Source organism: Erythrobacter sp. WG (assembly GCF_026586795.1).
GTDB lineage: Bacteria > Pseudomonadota > Alphaproteobacteria > Sphingomonadales > Sphingomonadaceae > Erythrobacter.
The window spans coordinates 98845-114057 of record NZ_JAPFGY010000003.1; the positions used below are offsets into that span (position 1 = coordinate 98845).

Sequence of the window (15213 nt, forward strand, 5' to 3'; positions counted from 1 at the left end):
GACCCGCGTCATGGCGCTTCCGTCCCTTCCCGCAGGAACCCTTGATCCGGGAATCTATATCGTCGCGACGCCGATTGGCAACTTGGGCGATATCACGCTGCGCGCCATCGCGGTGCTCGCCGGCGCCGGGCTGATCGCCTGCGAGGATACGCGGGTGACGGGCAAGCTCCTGAAACACTTGGGGATCAGGGCGCGGCTCCAGCGGCTCGACGACCACGCCTCGCCCGAGACCCGTGCCCGGATCATCGACGAGGCGAGGCATACGGCGGTCGCATTGGTGTCGGATGCAGGCACGCCGCTGATCTCCGACCCCGGCTACCGTCTGGTGCGCGAGGCCCGTGCGGCGGGCGTGACGGTGACGAGCATCCCCGGGCCCTGCGCGGCAGTTGCGGCGCTGGCGATGGCGGGGCTGCCTTCCGATCGCTTCCTCTTCGCCGGATTCCTGCCGGTCAAGGACAAGGCCAGGCGCGAAACGCTCGAGGGCCTGGCGGACATGGCAGCGACCCTGGTGTTCTACGAGACTGCGCCGCGGCTCGAACGCTCGCTGCTCGCCATCGCCGAGCTGTGGCCGCAGCGCGAGGTCGCCGTCGCGCGCGAGCTCACGAAGCTGCACGAGGAATGCCGCACCGGCACCGCCGCCGCGCTGGCGGCGCATTACGCTACGCATCCTCCCAAGGGCGAGATCGTCCTGCTGGTCGGCCCGCCGGGCGAGGACGAGGTCCCGGCGCCCGACACCGACGCGCTGCTGCGCGCGGCGCTCGCAGCGGCGGGGCCGGGCAAGGCGGCGGGCGTTGTGGCGAAGCAGACCGGCATCGACCGCGCGGCGCTCTATGCCCGCGCGCTGGAACTGAAGGACGAATGAGCGCGCGCACGCCTGAAGATCGCCACGAGGCCGACGCCCGCGGGCGCGAGGGTGAGGCGGAGGCGGCGATGTTCCTCGCGCAGGCCGGGTGGCGGATCGTGGCGGAGCGGGTCAAAACAAAGGCGGGCGAGATCGACCTCATTGCGAAGAAGACCGGCCTCGTCGCGTTCGTCGAGGTCAAGTGGCGCGCGCGGGCCGCGGACCTTGGCGATGCTATCGACGAACGCCGCCTGGCCCGCGTCGCGGCGGCGGTGGAAGTGGTGTGGCAGGAGTATGCGAGCGAGGGCGAGGACATTCGCATCGACGTCATCCTGCTTTCGCCGGGACGCAGGCCCGTGCATATCGAGAATGCCTGGTTGCCGTTCGGATGAACGGTGTCTCGACTTCGCTCGACACGAACGGCTAAGGAGGCGCCTCATTCCCGTTCGTATCGAGCGGAGCCGAGATACGCGAGCACGAGGCCCAGATGTCCCTCAGAATTGCCGTCCAGATGGACCCCATCGACCGGATCAACATCGCCGGGGACAGTTCCTTCGCGCTGATGCTCGCGGCCCAGCAGCGCGGCTACAGCCTCTATGAATACCACGTCGAGAGCCTGACGCTCGACGAGCACGATCGCCTCTTCGCCCACGCCTTCCCGGTCACCGTGCAGCGCGTCGAGGGCAATCACTTCACCCGCGGCGATGAGGTCCGGCTCGACCTCGGCAAGGATGTCGATGTCGTCCTCATGCGGCAGGACCCGCCCTTCCACATGGGCTACATCACCGCCACGCACCTGCTCGAGCGGATCGGGGCGGAGACACTGGTGGTCAACGATCCGGCGAACGTGCGCAACAGCCCCGAAAAGGTGATGGTGCTCAACTACCGCCGCTTCATGCCGCCCACGCTGGTCACGCGCAGCGTCGAGGAAGTCCGCCGGTTCATGGCGAAGCACGGCGCGGTGGTGGTCAAGCCCATCCACGGCAACGGCGGCAAGGCGATCTTCCGCATCGGCGAATCCGGCGAAAACCTCACCGCCCTGTTCGAGGTCTTCAACCAGACCTGGCCCGAGCCGCACATGGTCCAGCCCTTCCTCCCCGAGGTGCGAGAAGGCGACAAGCGGATCGTGCTGGTCGATGGCGAGGTGGCCGGCGCGATCAACCGCATTCCGGGCGAGGGCGAGTTCCGATCGAACCTCGCGATGGGCGGCTCCGCGCAGCCCACGCAGCTCACAGAGCGCGAGGCGGAGATCTGCGCCGCGCTCGGCCCGGACCTGAGGCGCCTCGGCCTCACCTTCGTCGGCATCGACGTGATCGGCGGCCGTTGGCTGACCGAGATCAACGTCACCTCTCCCACCGGCATCGTCGCGATCGACCGTTTCAACGGCACCGACACCGCTGGGATGATCTGGGACGCGATCGCGCGGCGGGTTGCGACGATGGCGGGGCGATGATACCTATGTAGCGTCCGCTACAAGGAGTTGCCACCCATGTCCGACCTGCTCGCCATCGTCACCGCCGTCATCGACGCCGTCGCCGCCAAGGATTACGAGACCGCGCTCGCGCATTTCACCGAGGATTGCGAATACACCAACCTGCCGATGGGCAGCGTCACCGGCCCTGCCGCCGTGCGCGCGGTGCTCGAGCCGTTCTTCGCGCCCACCATCGAGAACAGGCTCGAGGTGCTGCGCACCGCCACCCAGGGCGACACCGTCTTCACCGAGCGGCTCGACAGGCATCGCATCGCTTCGGGCTGGGTGGAGCTTCCGGTCACCGGGGTTTTCGTGTTTCGCGGGGAACAAATCGCCGTCTGGCGCGAATACTTCGATCTCGGCACCTTGCTGCGCCAATGGCCCGAGCTGGCGGCCAGCCTGACCTGAGGGCTCCCCGGGTCAGGGTCGGGGTGGCCGGAATGCCCAACCATTGAAAGTTCGCAAGCGACCCCATGACCGCCTTCTTCCTCCAGCTGCTCGACCGGGGGGGCTATGTCGGCATCTTCCTGCTGATGATGGCCGAGAATGTCTTTCCGCCGATCCCTTCCGAAGTGATCATGGGCGGGGCGGGCGTGCTGGTCGCGCGCGGGCAGATGACCTTCCTCACCGTGTGGCTGGTCGCCACTGCGGGCACACTCGCGGGCAACCTTTTCTGGTACTGGGTTGGCGTGCGCTGGAGCGAGGAGCAACTGAAGCGCGTCATCGACCGCTGGGGCCGGTGGCTGACCTTCGAGTGGGACGAGTTCACCCGGGCGCGCAATTTCTTCCGCAAGTACGGCGACGGGATCGTCTTCGCGATGCGCTTCTCGCCCTTGCTGCGCACCATCGTCTCGCTGCCGGCCGGCCTCGCGCACATGAAGCTGTGGCGCTTCTGCCTGTTCACCTCCCTGGGCTCGGCGATCTGGAACGGCATCCTGCTGTTCGGCGGCCGCGCGCTCGCGCCGCTCGTCGAGCGCTTCGAGGCGGTCGCGGGCTGGGCGGTGATCGCGATGGTGGCGGCGGGGGTGGTGTTCTACGTCTACCGCGTCGCGACGTGGAAGCCGGTGAAGCACCACGAGGCGGGGGAGTAGGCCGTCACCCTCTCGGATGGGCCTTGCGGTAGTTGTCGAGCAGGGCGGCGGCATCGACCCGGGTGTAGATCTGGGTCGAACCCAGCGAAGCATGGCCGAGCAGCTCCTGCAAGCTGCGCAGATCCGCGCCCGCGCTCAAGAGGTGCGTGGCGAAGGAATGCCGCAGCGCGTGCGGCGTCGCCGTCTCGGGGAGCCCCAGCGCGCGGCGCGCGTTCGCCATCGCGCGCTGCACCATGCCCGGCGACAGCGGCCCGCCCTTGGCGCCGACGAACAGCGGCCCCGCTGCCGGCAAGGGCCAGGGGCAGAGCCGGACATATTCGGCGATCGCCTCGCGCACGAGCGGCAGCACCGGCACCACCCGCTGCTTGCCGCCCTTGCCGGTCACGCGCAGCACCTCGCCCGGGGCCGCATCGCGTGCCGTGAGCGCAAGCGCCTCGGCGATCCGCAGCCCCGCGCCGTAGAGCAGCAGCAGCACCGCCCGGTCGCGCGCGCCGATCCAGTCCGCGCCGGCAATCCCTTCGACCAGCTCCGCGATGTTCACCGCCTCGTCGGGGGTGACGGGGCGGGGCAGGCCCTTCTTGATCCGGGGTCCGCGCAGGCGCGGGGCGCGCGGGTCCGGGTCGCCCGCCTGCGCGCGCGCGAACGCGATGAAGGCCTTGAGCGCCGATAGCTCGCGCGCGGTGCTGGCATGGCCGAGCCCCTCGGCCCGGCGTGCGGCGAGATGGGCGCGCAGGTCGTGGACCTCGGTGCCGGCAACCGCCGCCCAGTCCGCGCAGCCCCGCGCCGTCACGAGCCTCTGCGCCGCCGCGACATAAGCGCGCACGGTGTGCGGCGAGCGGCGACGGCTCTCGGCCAGATGCGCGCGCCACGCCGCGACGAGATCGGGCGCGCTCATGCCGCGACCAGCGTGTCGGCGACCATTTCGGCAAGCAGCGCGTCGAGCACGCCGCGCCCCGGCGGCGCGACGCCGATCCGCGCCCCTTGCGTCCACATCAACCCGAGACCGCGCAAGCGGGCGAGGGCCCCCTCGTCCACCAACCCTTCGCGCGGCAGGCCGAAGCGCGCGGAGAGCGCGGCAAGGTCCACCCCCTCGGACAGGCGCAGGCCCATCAGCAGGGCCTCGGCGGCCTGATCCGCCACCGCGAGCGGGCGCGCCTCGGCGATCCCGTCGCCCTGCCGTGCCACGGCGGCGAGGAAGTTCTCGGGCTTCTTGTGCCGGACCGTGGCGACGCCCCCGCGCCGCCCGTGCGCGCCCGGACCGATCCCCGCGTAGTCGCGGTAGCGCCAATAGGCGAGGTTGTGGCGGCTTTCCTCGCCGGCGCGCGCATGGTTGCTGGTCTCGTAGGCCGGCAGCCCCGCAGCCGCGGTCAGCGCCTGTGTGATGTCGAACAGCTCGGCCGCCGCGTCGTCGCCCAGCGGCACGAGCCGCCCCCGCCGCACATCGCTGGCGAACCGCGTGCCGGGCTCGATGGTGAGCTGGTAGAGCGAGAGGTGCCCCGTCCCGAAGCCCAGCGCGCGGGTCAGGCGCTCCTCCCACACAGCGGGCGTGTGGCCGGGCAGGGCATAGATCATGTCGAAGCTGACCCGCGCGAAATGCGCCTGCGCCGTCCCGAGCGCAGCGAGGGCCTCCTCGGCCCCGTGCAGCCGCCCGAGGAATGCGAGCTCCGCATCGTCCAACGACTGCACGCCCAGGGACACGCGGTTGACGCCCGCCGCCGCCAGCCCGGCAAACTTCGCCGCCTCGACCGAGGAGGGGTTGGCCTCGAGCGTGATCTCGATATCCCGATCGAACCCCCACAGCCGCTCCGCCTCGGCAAGCAGCGCCGCTACCAGCGCGGGCGGCATCAGCGAAGGCGTGCCGCCGCCGAAGAAGATCGAGGTGAGCGCCTCGCCGCCGGCAACCTCGGCCTCGGCGCGCAGGTCGGCGATCAGCGCGCGCTCCCAAGCGGCGACATCGACGCCCTCGCGCACGTGCGAGTTGAAGTCGCAATAGGGGCACTTCTTGGCACAGAAGGGCCAGTGGATGTAGAGCGCGCGCGCCACGGGGCTGCTGTTTCAGCCTCGCTTAACCGGCGGCGGATAGTTCATCGTCATGTTCCGTGTCCGTCCCGTGACCCTGCTGGCGTGTCTTGGTGGCCTCGGCCTCTCTATGGCAGCGGCGCCCGCGCTGCCGCAAGCCTCGCGCGTCGCCTTGCCGGTGGAGCGAGAGGCGCTGGCCGCGCACAACATGGCCCGCGTCGAGGCGGGCGCGGTGCCGCTGATATGGAGCGAAAGGCTCGCCCGCGACGCGCAAGGTTGGGCCGACGGCCTCGCCGCGCAAGGCCGCTTCGACCACGCCCCGCCCGGACAGCGCCGCGGGCAGGGCGAGAACCTGTGGCGCGGCACGCGCGGGCGGTGGTCGGTAGAGGCGATGATCGGCTTCTTCCTCGACGAGCGGCGCTTCTTCCGCGCGGGCACCTTCCCCGATATCTCCGCGACCGGGCGCTGGAGCGATGTGGGGCACTATTCGCAGATCATCTGGCCCGATACCCGCGAGGTCGGCTGCGCGCTCGCCCGCACCCCTTCGGACGAGGTGCTGGTGTGCCGCTACTGGCCTGCCGGCAACGTCTGGGGCCAGCGCATCGAAGCCCGCCCGCGGCTGTCCCGGCGCTGAGGCTCAGGCGCCGAACTGCTCCGCGACCAGCTTGGCAAAGGCGTCGGCGCGGTGGCTGATGGCGTGCTTTTCCTCCGGCGCGATCTCGGCGAAGGTCTCGCTGCGCCCATTGGGGATGAACACCGGATCGTAGCCGAAGCCCAATGTTCCGCGCGGCGGCCAGGTCAGCGAGCCATCGCAACGCCCCTCGTAGATCGCGTATTCGCCATCCGGCCAGGCAATGGCGAGGACGCAGTGGAAGGCGGCGGTGCGGTCAACCTCGGGGCCCTTCTCGGCAAGCAGCCCCTCGACCTTGCCCATCGCCATGTACCAGTCGCGCCCCGGTGCGCCCTCGAACCACTGCCGCTCGGCCCAGTCGGCGGTGTAGACGCCGGGGCGGCCGTCGAGCGCGGCGACGCTGAGGCCGCTGTCGTCGGCGAGCGCCGCCAGCCCCGACGCCTCCGCCGCCGCGCGCGCCTTGAGGAGCGCGTTCTGCGTGAAGGTGGTGCCGGTCTCGGCCGGCTCTGGCAGGCCCAGCGATCCTGCCGATAGGCACTTGACGCCATAGGGCTCGAACAGCGCCGAGATTTCCTTCAGCTTGCCCGCATTGTGCGTGGCGATCACCAGCGAGCCGGAGCCGAGCTTGCGGGTCATTTCACCGCGTCCGCTTGCGCGGCGAAGATGCGGTCGCAGCCGATCCGGGCAAGGCGCAGGAGGCGCAGCAGGCCCTCCTCGTCATAGGTCGCGCCTTCCGCGGTCGCCTGCACCTCGGCAATCTTGCCGCCCGACAGGAGCACGAAATTGCCGTCGGCCTCGGCGTTCGAATCCTCGTCGTAGTCAAGGTCGAGCACCGGCGTGCCCTTGTAGATGCCGCAGGAGATGCCTGCGACCTGTGCGGTGATCGGGTCGTGCTTGATGTCGCCCGAGGCCATCAGGCCGTTGACCGCAAGCCGCAGTGCGATCCACGCGCCCGAGATCGCCGCGGTCCGCGTGCCGCCGTCGGCCTGGATGACGTCGCAATCGAGGGTGATCTGCCGCTCGCCGAGCTTCTGCAAGTCTACGACGGCGCGCAAGCTCCGCCCGATCAGCCGCTGGATTTCCTGCGTGCGGCCCGACTGCTTGCCCTTGGCCGCCTCGCGTGCCCCGCGGGTGTGGGTGGCGCGCGGGAGCATCGAATATTCGCCCGTCACCCAGCCTTCGCCCTTGCCCCGCAGCCACGGCGGCACGCCCTTCTCGACGCTCGCGGTGCACAGCACCTTGGTATCGCCGAAGCCGATCAGCACCGAGCCTTCCGCGTGGCGGGTAAAGCCGGTCTCAATCGTGATGGCGCGCATCTCGTCGGGCGCGCGTCCGGATGGGCGCATGGGTCTGTTCCTTTGATCCGATCGCCCTGAGCTTGTCGAAGGGCTGCTTTTCTCTTGGCAAGCCGCGCTAGAAGAAAGTGCAGGCCTCGGGCAAGCTCAGGCCGAACGGAAATTGAGGGTGGCGCGAAAATTCTCTAGCCTGTCGCCATGACCTCGCTCCCCGTCACCGAACTCACGAGCCGCGCGCGCGACATCTTCCAGCGCGTGGTCGAGGAATATATCGCCAGCGGGCAACCGGTCGGCTCCAAGACGCTGGCGGCGGACGGGACGCTCAACTTGTCGCCCGCCTCGATCCGTAGCGTCCTGGCGGACCTCGAGATGCTCGGCCTGCTCGCCGCGCCGCACACCAGCGCGGGGCGGATGCCGACCGATGCGGGGCTGCGCATTTTCGTCGACGGGATGATGCGCGTCGCCGAGCCCACGCGCGAGGAGCAGGCCGCAATCGAGGCGCGCCTCGCCGAGGCCGGGCCCGTCGAGGCGGCGCTGAAGCAGGCTTCGGCGATCCTCTCCGACCTCTCGGGCGCGGCGGGCATGGTGCTGGTCGCCCCGCGCGAGCAGCGCCTTGCGCAGTTCTCCCTCGTCGACCTCGGGCAGGGCCGCGCGCTCGCGGTGCTGGTGGGGGAGGACGGCGCGGTCGAGAACCGGGTGCTGACGATCGGCGGCGCGCTCAGCCACGCGGCGCTCGAAGCGGCGTCCAACTACATCACCGCGCGCCTCGCCGGGCGCACCCTTGCCGAGGCGGCGCAGGCGATGCGGGCGGAAATCGCCGCCGGCCGCTCGCAGCTCGACGATGCCTCGCGCGATCTCGTCGAGCGCGGCCTTGCGGTGTGGAGCGAGGATGCCGCCGCGCGCCCCGTGCTGATCGTGCGCGGCGCGGCGAACCTCCTCGACGAGGCGGCCTTGGGCGATATCGAGCGGGTGCGGATGCTGCTCGAAGACCTCGAGAACAAGCAGTCGGTCGCCGAACTCCTCGATTCGGCGCGCGAAGCGGACGCGACGCGCATCTTCATCGGCTCCGAGAACCGCCTGTTTGCCCTCAGCGGCTCCAGCGTCATCGCCTCGCCCTATCGCGACCGCGAGGGGCGGGTGGTCGGCGTGCTGGGCGTGATCGGGCCGACGAGGTTGAATTACGCCCGTGTTGTCCCCATGGTGGACCTCACCGCCCGATCGCTGGGCAAGCTTATCGCTTGAATGGAAAGCCACACGACATGACCGAGAACGACAAGCCGCTGGATCAGGCGGTGGAAGACGAATTGAAGGGCGTGCCCGAGCATCTGCGCGAAGGCGCCGATGACAGCACGGGCGAGGCCTTCGGCGAGGCGCTCGCCGGGCTGAAGCGCGATCTGGAGGCCGCGCGGCAGGAGGTGCTTTACGCCCAGGCCGAGACGCAGAACGTGCGCCGCCGGCTCGAGCGCGAGAAGGACGAGGCGCGCGCCTATGCCGCGACCGGTTTTGCCCGCGACATCCTCTCGGTCGCCGACAACCTGTCGCGTGCGATCGAGGCGATTCCGGAAAGCCTGCGCGCCGATGACAGCATGAAGGGCCTCGTCACCGGGCTCGAGGCGACCCAGCGCGAGATCGAGAAGGTTTTCGCCGGCCACGGCATCACCCGCATCGCGGCGGTCGGCCTGCCGCTCGATCCCAACCAGCACCAGGCGATGATCGAGGTGCCCTCGGCCGATCACGAACCGGGCACGGTGGTCTCGGAGATGCAATCGGGCTGGATGATCAAGGACCGCCTGCTGCGCGCCGCGATGGTGGCGGTGGCGAGAAAGCCCGACTGACGGTCGCGTTCGCGCCGAGCGCCACCTGAGGCGGGGCGAGCCGCGGAACATCGCGGGGTTGCCTGCGGTTGATCCAGCACATGATCAACCCAAGGAGATTCCTCATGACGAACCGCTTCATGGCCGCCGCCGTCGGCCTGACCGCATCGCTATCGCTCGGCGCCTGCGCGTCCAACTACGCCGGTGAAGGCGCGCTTGCCGGTGCGGCTGCCGGCGCGGCGGTCGGCGCGGTCACCGGCGGCGACATCGGCACCGGCGCCGCGATCGGCGCTGCAGCGGGTGCGGCCGGCGGCACGCTCATCCGCAAGAATGACGGGCGCTGCTACCGTGTCGACAACCGCGGGCGCGAGCGCCGCGTGAGCTGCCGCTGACGGGAGCGGACAGGGCGGGGTGGTGCAAGCCGTCCCGCTATCCTTGCAGCGATGACGGGCAGGTGGCGATCGGCCGCCTGCCCGTCATTGCACATAGACCGCCAGATAGCGTCCGATGAGCAGCACCAGAACGACCAGGCTCGCACGCCGCCCGCGAACCGCTGCCCCCGCCAGCATCAACGCCGCCAACACCCCGGTCAGCACCAGATTTGTCGGTGTGATCAGGCGCGAAAGTTCCGGGACCGAGAGCAGGAACGCCCACTGCACCGCCACCATCACCAGCAGCATCATGAACACCACCCGCCGCACCCGGAAGAAATGCGTGTCGAGTTCGGTGAAGGTCTCCGGGTCGCTGGGAAACACGAGACGGCTTGCGAGGAAATAGGCGCTCGAGAAGACCACGACGCCGAGCACCGTCGTGCGGTTGGCCGCGACGTGATCCTGCACCGACCACGCGAACAGCCAGAAGGACAGAAGGTCGAGGATCACGAACAGCGCGAGCAGCGGGGTCAGCCACCCGACCGAGAAAGCCCGGTCGTCGCCGCTGCGCGACAGCTTGAATTCGAGCGTTCGCCCGAGCCCGGTGAGCAGTTCGACCAGCGACAGGCCGAGCACCAGGCTGTAGAGGACGAAGACGAACTCGAACTCGCTCATGCGGCGACGGCTCCGGGGAAGGCGACGAGGCCTTCGTAGGCGCCCGGATCGGCGATCCCGGCCAGCTTCGCCCCGTTCCGCAACAGGAAGGCATGGCGCACGATCTCGGCCTGCTGTTCGAGCCCGTAGCGCGCCAGCGGCCAGCCCGGCTTGAGCGCGTAATCGTAGCGACAGAAAGGGTGGCGCCGCAGAACGAGATGCCAGCGCCCCAGTTGCTGTGCCTGCCACACATGGGTCATCTCGTGGATGAAGTGCCCTTGAGAATCGAGCGGGGCGGCGGCGAAGTCGTCGCAATAATGCGGCGCTTGCGGGTGGAAATGAAGGTGGCCCATGGGTGCCATCGTCACCCCGCGCGGTTGCAGCGGGAAGAACTTGCGGCGCCTCACCGTGACGCGCGCATAGTCGATGGCGGTGCCGAACACCGTCCGGGCGAGAGCAACCTCGCCGCCCGTCAGCGGCCGCGCGCCCCCGACCGGGCAGGGGGCGACCGCGGCGGGCAGGCCGGTCCCGTCAAGCGCGGGCCTCAGCGCTCGTCCCCGGCCGCCCGCACCGGCGCCTCGAGCGTCTTGCTGCTGCCGTCGGAGAGGGTCAGCGTCAGCTTCGCCGTCGCGCCCGGCGTCAGGGCGCTGCCCGGATCCATCGCCATGACGTGCAGCCCGCCCGGCGCGAAGCTGACCGGCGCACTCGTGGCAAGCGCCACCTTGTCGGCCATCACCATCTGCATCTTGCCGGCGTTCTCGGCATAGTCGTGGATCATCGTCATCCCGGCGCCCTCGATCGCGACGCCGGTAAGGCTCACGCCGTCGGCGCCGCTGTAGGCGAGGTCGAAATAGGCCGCTGCCGGGTTGCCCGCGACGGGGGCGAGCACCACGCGGGCGTTGCTGACGGTCAGCGCGTCCGCCGCCGGCGCCCCGGCCTGTGCCCCCGCCTCGGTCCCGGCCTCGGCCTGCTGGGCAGGCGCATCGCTGCCCCCCGAACAGGCGGAAAGAAGCGGCAGCAGGGCAGCGGCGAGGGCCACCGGGAGGGCGCGGGGGAGGGAAATCACGGGAACTGTCTCCTTGTGGAAAGCGTGCCGAAACTAGAGGCGCGGCTCTCTTGTGCCAAGCGAAAGCACACCTATATCGCCCTCACAAACGAGCCGCCAAGGTGCTTTGCCGGGTCCCGGGAAGCCGACGGCAGCGGTGTCCAACAATGTCCTTATGGATGGGGAAACAATGGGTAAAGTAATCGGTATCGACCTCGGCACCACCAACTCCTGCGTCGCAGTCATGGACGGCGGCAAGCCCAAGGTCATCGAGAATTCGGAAGGCGCGCGCACCACGCCCTCGATCGTCGCCTTCACCAAGGATGGCCAGCGCCTGATTGGCCAGCCTGCCAAGCGTCAGGCGGTCACCAACCCCGACAACACCCTCTTCGCGATCAAGCGCCTGATCGGCCGCCGGTTCGACGATCCCATGACCAAGAAGGACATGGAACTCGTCCCCTACAAGATCACCAAGGGCAAGAACGGCGATGCGTGGGTCAACGCCGGTGGTGAGGATTACAGCCCCTCGCAGATCAGTGCCTTCATCCTCCAGAAGATGAAGGAAACCGCCGAGAGCTACCTCGGCGAGAGCGTGACGCAGGCCGTGATCACCGTGCCCGCCTACTTCAACGACGCGCAGCGCCAGGCGACCAAGGACGCAGGCCAGATCGCGGGCCTCGAAGTGCTGCGCATCATCAACGAGCCGACGGCTGCCGCGCTCGCGTACGGGATGGACAAGGAAGACGGCAAGACCATCGCCGTCTACGACCTTGGCGGCGGCACCTTCGACGTCTCGATCCTTGAAATCGGGGACGGCGTGTTCGAGGTGAAGTCGACCAACGGCGACACCTTCCTCGGCGGCGAGGACTTCGACAATGCGATCGTCGAGTTCCTCGCGGACTCCTTCAAGAAGAAGGAGAGCATGGACCTCAAGACCGACAAGCTCGCCCTTCAGCGTCTGAAGGAAGCGGCGGAAAAGGCCAAGATCGAGCTGTCGAGCGCGGCGACCACCGAAATCAACCTGCCCTTCATCACCGCGCGCATGGAAGGCGGCACCACCACGCCGCTCCACCTCGTCGAGACGATCACCCGCGCCGACCTCGAAAAGATGGTCGACGGGCTGATCCAGCGCACGCTCGAGCCCTGCAAGAAGGCGCTCGCCGATGCGGGCATCAGCAAGGATCAGGTCGACGAGGTCATTCTTGTCGGCGGCATGACCCGCATGCCCAAGGTGCGCGAAGTCGTGGAGCAGTTCTTCGGCGCCAAGCCGCACACCGGCGTCAACCCGGATGAAGTCGTCGCCATGGGCGCAGCGATCCAGGCGGGCGTCCTTCAGGGCGACGTCAAGGACGTGCTGCTGCTCGACGTGACCCCGCTCTCGCTCGGCATCGAGACGCTGGGCGGCGTGTTCACCCGCATGATCGACCGCAACACCACCATCCCGACCAAGAAGACCCAGACCTACTCGACCGCCGAGGACAACCAGAACGCGGTGACGATCAAGGTCTATCAGGGCGAGCGCGAGATGGCGGCGGACAACAAGCTGCTCGGCAATTTCGACCTGATCGGCATCCCCCCGGCGCCGCGCGGAGTGCCGCAGATCGAAGTGACCTTCGACATCGACGCGAATGGCATCGTCAGCGTCTCGGCGCGCGACAAGGGCACCGGCAAGGAACAGACGATCAAGATCCAGGCCTCGGGCGGTCTCAGCGACGCTGACATCGACCAGATGGTGAAGGACGCCGAAAAGTTCGCGGAGGAGGACAAGAAGCGCCGGGCGGCCGCGGAAGCGCGCAACCAGGCCGACAGCCTCGTCCACGCGACCGAGAAGCAGCTCGAGGAGCACGGCGCCAAGATCGACGCCGGCACGAAGGCTGACGTCGAGGCGGCTATTGCAGAGGTCAAGACCGCGCTCGAGGGCGGCGATGCCGACGACATCAACGCCAAGGCGCAGGCGCTCACGCAGGCGGCGATGAAGATGGGCCAGCAGATCTACGAAGCGCAAGCGGCCGCCGGCCCCGAGGGTGAAGCGGCTGCCCCGGCTGAAGATGCGCCGGCCGAGGACGTCGTCGACGCCGAGTTCTCCGAGGTCGACGAAGACAAGAAGGGCTAAGGCCCCGATGCAACCCAGCGTCCCGCCGCAGCGCCCGGAGCACCCCTCCGGCGCGGCGGCGGGCGGTGGCAACGGGGAATAGGTCACGACCATGTCCAGCGCCCAGCTCGATTACTATTCGCTTCTCGAGGTCACCCGCGACTGCGACGGGAACACCCTGAAGAGCGCCTATCGCAAGCTCGCCATGAAGTATCACCCGGATCGCAACCCGGGCGATGCGGAATGCGAGGCGAAGTTCAAGGCGATCAACGAGGCCTATGACTGCCTCAAGGACCCGCAGAAGCGCGCGGCCTATGATCGTTTCGGCCACCAGGCGTTCACCCAGGGGATGAACGGCGGTGGTGGCGGCGGCTTTGGTGGCGGCGGCTTCGGCGGAGGCGGCGACTTTGCCGACATTGGCGACATCTTCGAGACGATCTTCGGCAGCGCCTTCGGCGGCGGCGGCGGCGCGCAGCGCGCGCAGAACCGGCGCGGGGCGGACCTGCGCTACGATATGCAGGTGAGCCTCGAGGAGGCTTTCCACGGCAAGTCCACCGAGATCGAGATCGAGGTCAGCGCGCCTTGCGACACCTGTGACGGCACCGGCGCAACCCCCGGCACCAGCGAACGCCAGTGCAACCTGTGTCACGGCATGGGCTCTGTGCGCGCCAAGCAGGGCCTGTTCGTGATCGAACGCCCGTGCCCGACCTGCAACGGGCGCGGCACGGTGATCGAGAATCCCTGCCGCGTGTGCCGCGGCGAGGGCCGCGTCGACAAGCCGCAGACCCTCAAGGTCGATATCCCCGCAGGGGTCGACACCGGCACCCGTATCCGCCTGTCGGGCAAGGGCGAGGCAGGCCAGCGCGGGGCGCCGCCGGGCGACCTTTACATCTTCCTCCACGTGACGCCGCACCCGGTGTTCGAGCGCGAGGGCACGACGCTCGCCACCCGCGTGCCGGTGAGCTTCACCACCGCGGCGCTGGGCGGCTGCGTCGAGATCCCGGACCTCGACGGCTCGACCAACCGGCTCGACATCCCGGTCGGCATCCAGTCGGGCAAGCAGCTGCGCATCCGCGGAGCGGGCATGCCGGTGCTGCAAGGGCGCGGGCGCGGGGACATGGTGGTCGAGATCGTGGTCGAGACGCCCACGAAGCTGTCGCGGCGCCAGAAGGAAATCCTCGAGGAGTTCAAGGCGACCGAGACCGGCGACGAGTGCCCCGAGAGCCGCAGCTTCTTCGCCAAGCTCAAGGACGCCTTCGGGGGCTAGATGCTACCCTCGCTGCTGATCGTCGACGACTTCCTGTCGGACCCCTGGGCCGCGCGGCGTGCGGCGCTCGGGCTCGGCTATGACCCGGCCGAGCAGCACGGCAATTTCCCCGGATTGAACTCGACCCGCGCGCTCGACACCGCGCCGATCGATGCGGCGGTCTCGCGGCTGCTGGGCGTCCCGCTCGGCCCGGCGCCCGGCACGCAGCACGGGCACTGCCGCCTCACGGGCAAGGGCGCCAAGGGCAGGAGCGGCGTCCATGTCGACCCGGCCGCCTATTCCGGCATCCTCTACCTCTCGCGACCCGAGGACTGCGCGCGGCCGGATGCGGGCGGCACGGATTTCTTCCGCCACAGGCGCACCGGGCTCGAGGCCGTGCCGCAGGATCCGGCGAAGGTCGCCGCCTCGGGCTATGGCGACGTCAATGCGCTGATCGAGGACGTGGTCAACAAGGACACCTGCCTTCCCGCCAAGTGGGAGCGCACCCTGCGCATCCCGGCGCGCTTCAACCGGCTGCTGCTGTTTTCCCCCTGGCAGTTCCACAACGCCGCCCCCGGCTTCGGCACCAGCCCCGAGAATTCGCGCCTCGTGATGCTGCTGTTCTTCGCAGCCGCCTGATGGC

General features: G+C 69.2%; 19 protein-coding genes. 12 read left to right on the forward strand and 7 right to left on the reverse strand.

Going from position 1 to position 15213, the window contains the following annotated elements; genetic code table 11:
• Positions 1–10 precede the first annotated feature (10 nt).
• The 5 genes from rsmI to OPU67_RS02580 all read left to right on the forward strand — a co-directional run bounded on the left by rsmI (position 11) and on the right by OPU67_RS02580 (position 3403).
• Complete coding sequence (gene rsmI / locus OPU67_RS02560; protein WP_267617329.1) at positions 11–862, forward strand: 16S rRNA (cytidine(1402)-2'-O)-methyltransferase; 852 nt, start codon at positions 11–13, stop codon at positions 860–862.
• Positions 859–1233, forward strand: coding sequence for a YraN family protein (locus OPU67_RS02565; protein ID WP_267617331.1), 375 nt, complete (start codon positions 859–861; stop codon positions 1231–1233). Before rsmI ends, OPU67_RS02565 begins: the two co-directional genes overlap by 4 nt.
• A gap of 95 nt (positions 1234–1328) precedes the next feature.
• Positions 1329–2294: a glutathione synthase gene (gene gshB, locus OPU67_RS02570; RefSeq protein ID WP_267617333.1), complete on the forward strand. Its 966-nt coding sequence runs from the start codon at positions 1329–1331 to the stop codon at positions 2292–2294.
• Between the two features lie 36 nt (positions 2295–2330).
• Complete coding sequence (locus OPU67_RS02575; protein ID WP_267617335.1) at positions 2331–2720, forward strand: limonene-1,2-epoxide hydrolase family protein; 390 nt, start codon at positions 2331–2333, stop codon at positions 2718–2720.
• Between the two features lie 65 nt (positions 2721–2785).
• Positions 2786–3403, forward strand: coding sequence for a DedA family protein (locus OPU67_RS02580; RefSeq protein ID WP_267617337.1), 618 nt, complete (start codon positions 2786–2788; stop codon positions 3401–3403).
• Positions 3404–3407: 4 nt separating this feature from the next.
• Here the strand turns inward: OPU67_RS02580 and OPU67_RS02585 are convergent, their stop codons facing one another.
• Both OPU67_RS02585 and hemW read right to left on the reverse strand, forming a co-directional pair.
• Positions 3408–4298, reverse strand: coding sequence for a tyrosine recombinase XerC (locus OPU67_RS02585; RefSeq protein ID WP_267617339.1), 891 nt, complete (start codon positions 4296–4298; stop codon positions 3408–3410).
• Positions 4295–5446: a radical SAM family heme chaperone HemW gene (hemW, locus tag OPU67_RS02590; protein WP_267617340.1), complete on the reverse strand. Its 1152-nt coding sequence runs from the start codon at positions 5444–5446 to the stop codon at positions 4295–4297. The genes OPU67_RS02585 and hemW overlap by 4 nt, the downstream gene beginning before the upstream one ends.
• Positions 5447–5495: 49 nt before the next feature.
• Between hemW and OPU67_RS02595 the strand changes: the two genes are divergently transcribed.
• Positions 5496–6056 (forward strand): CAP domain-containing protein, encoded by a 561-nt coding sequence (locus OPU67_RS02595; RefSeq protein ID WP_267617343.1) that lies wholly within the window; start codon positions 5496–5498, stop codon positions 6054–6056.
• 3 nt (positions 6057–6059) lie between these two features.
• Here OPU67_RS02595 and rdgB read toward each other — a convergent pair whose 3' ends face one another.
• Positions 6060–6689, reverse strand: coding sequence for an RdgB/HAM1 family non-canonical purine NTP pyrophosphatase (rdgB, locus tag OPU67_RS02600; RefSeq protein ID WP_267617346.1), 630 nt, complete (start codon positions 6687–6689; stop codon positions 6060–6062).
• Positions 6686–7399, reverse strand: a complete 714-nt coding sequence (rph, locus tag OPU67_RS02605; RefSeq protein ID WP_267617348.1) for a ribonuclease PH — start codon at positions 7397–7399, stop codon at positions 6686–6688. The genes rdgB and rph overlap by 4 nt, the downstream gene beginning before the upstream one ends.
• A 147-nt stretch (positions 7400–7546) precedes the next feature.
• Here rph and hrcA point away from each other — a divergent pair, with 147 nt between their 5' ends.
• The 3 genes from hrcA to OPU67_RS02620 all read left to right on the forward strand — a co-directional run bounded on the left by hrcA (position 7547) and on the right by OPU67_RS02620 (position 9554).
• Entirely contained in the window at positions 7547–8590 is a 1044-nt protein-coding gene (gene hrcA / locus OPU67_RS02610) for a heat-inducible transcriptional repressor HrcA (RefSeq protein WP_267617350.1), read from the forward strand.
• Between the two features lie 17 nt (positions 8591–8607).
• The gene (locus tag OPU67_RS02615; RefSeq protein ID WP_267617352.1) at positions 8608–9183 is read left to right on the forward strand and encodes a nucleotide exchange factor GrpE; all 576 of its coding nucleotides are present in this window, start codon (positions 8608–8610) and stop codon (positions 9181–9183) included.
• A gap of 104 nt (positions 9184–9287) precedes the next feature.
• Positions 9288–9554: a YMGG-like glycine zipper-containing protein gene (locus OPU67_RS02620; protein ID WP_267617354.1), complete on the forward strand. Its 267-nt coding sequence runs from the start codon at positions 9288–9290 to the stop codon at positions 9552–9554.
• An 84-nt stretch (positions 9555–9638) separates the two neighbouring features.
• On the opposite strand, the gene OPU67_RS02625 is transcribed toward OPU67_RS02620, so the two are convergent.
• The 3 genes from OPU67_RS02625 to OPU67_RS02635 all read right to left on the reverse strand — a co-directional run bounded on the left by OPU67_RS02625 (position 9639) and on the right by OPU67_RS02635 (position 11253).
• Complete coding sequence (locus OPU67_RS02625; RefSeq protein ID WP_267617355.1) at positions 9639–10208, reverse strand: hypothetical protein; 570 nt, start codon at positions 10206–10208, stop codon at positions 9639–9641.
• The gene (locus OPU67_RS02630; protein ID WP_267617357.1) at positions 10205–10630 is read right to left on the reverse strand and encodes a vgr related protein; all 426 of its coding nucleotides are present in this window, start codon (positions 10628–10630) and stop codon (positions 10205–10207) included. Before OPU67_RS02630 ends, OPU67_RS02625 begins: the two co-directional genes overlap by 4 nt.
• A gap of 101 nt (positions 10631–10731) precedes the next feature.
• The gene (locus OPU67_RS02635; protein WP_267617359.1) at positions 10732–11253 is read right to left on the reverse strand and encodes a copper chaperone PCu(A)C; all 522 of its coding nucleotides are present in this window, start codon (positions 11251–11253) and stop codon (positions 10732–10734) included.
• 169 nt (positions 11254–11422) lie between these two features.
• Here OPU67_RS02635 and dnaK point away from each other — a divergent pair, with 169 nt between their 5' ends.
• From dnaK to OPU67_RS02650, 3 genes are all read left to right on the forward strand, one after another.
• Complete coding sequence (gene dnaK / locus OPU67_RS02640) at positions 11423–13345, forward strand: molecular chaperone DnaK (RefSeq protein ID WP_267617361.1); 1923 nt, start codon at positions 11423–11425, stop codon at positions 13343–13345.
• Between the two features lie 91 nt (positions 13346–13436).
• On the forward strand, positions 13437–14591 hold the full coding sequence (gene dnaJ, locus OPU67_RS02645) for a molecular chaperone DnaJ (RefSeq protein ID WP_267617363.1): 1155 nt from the start codon (positions 13437–13439) through the stop codon (positions 14589–14591).
• Entirely contained in the window at positions 14592–15209 is a 618-nt protein-coding gene (locus OPU67_RS02650) for a DUF6445 family protein (protein WP_267617365.1), read from the forward strand.
• Positions 15210–15213: the final 4 nt, after the last annotated feature.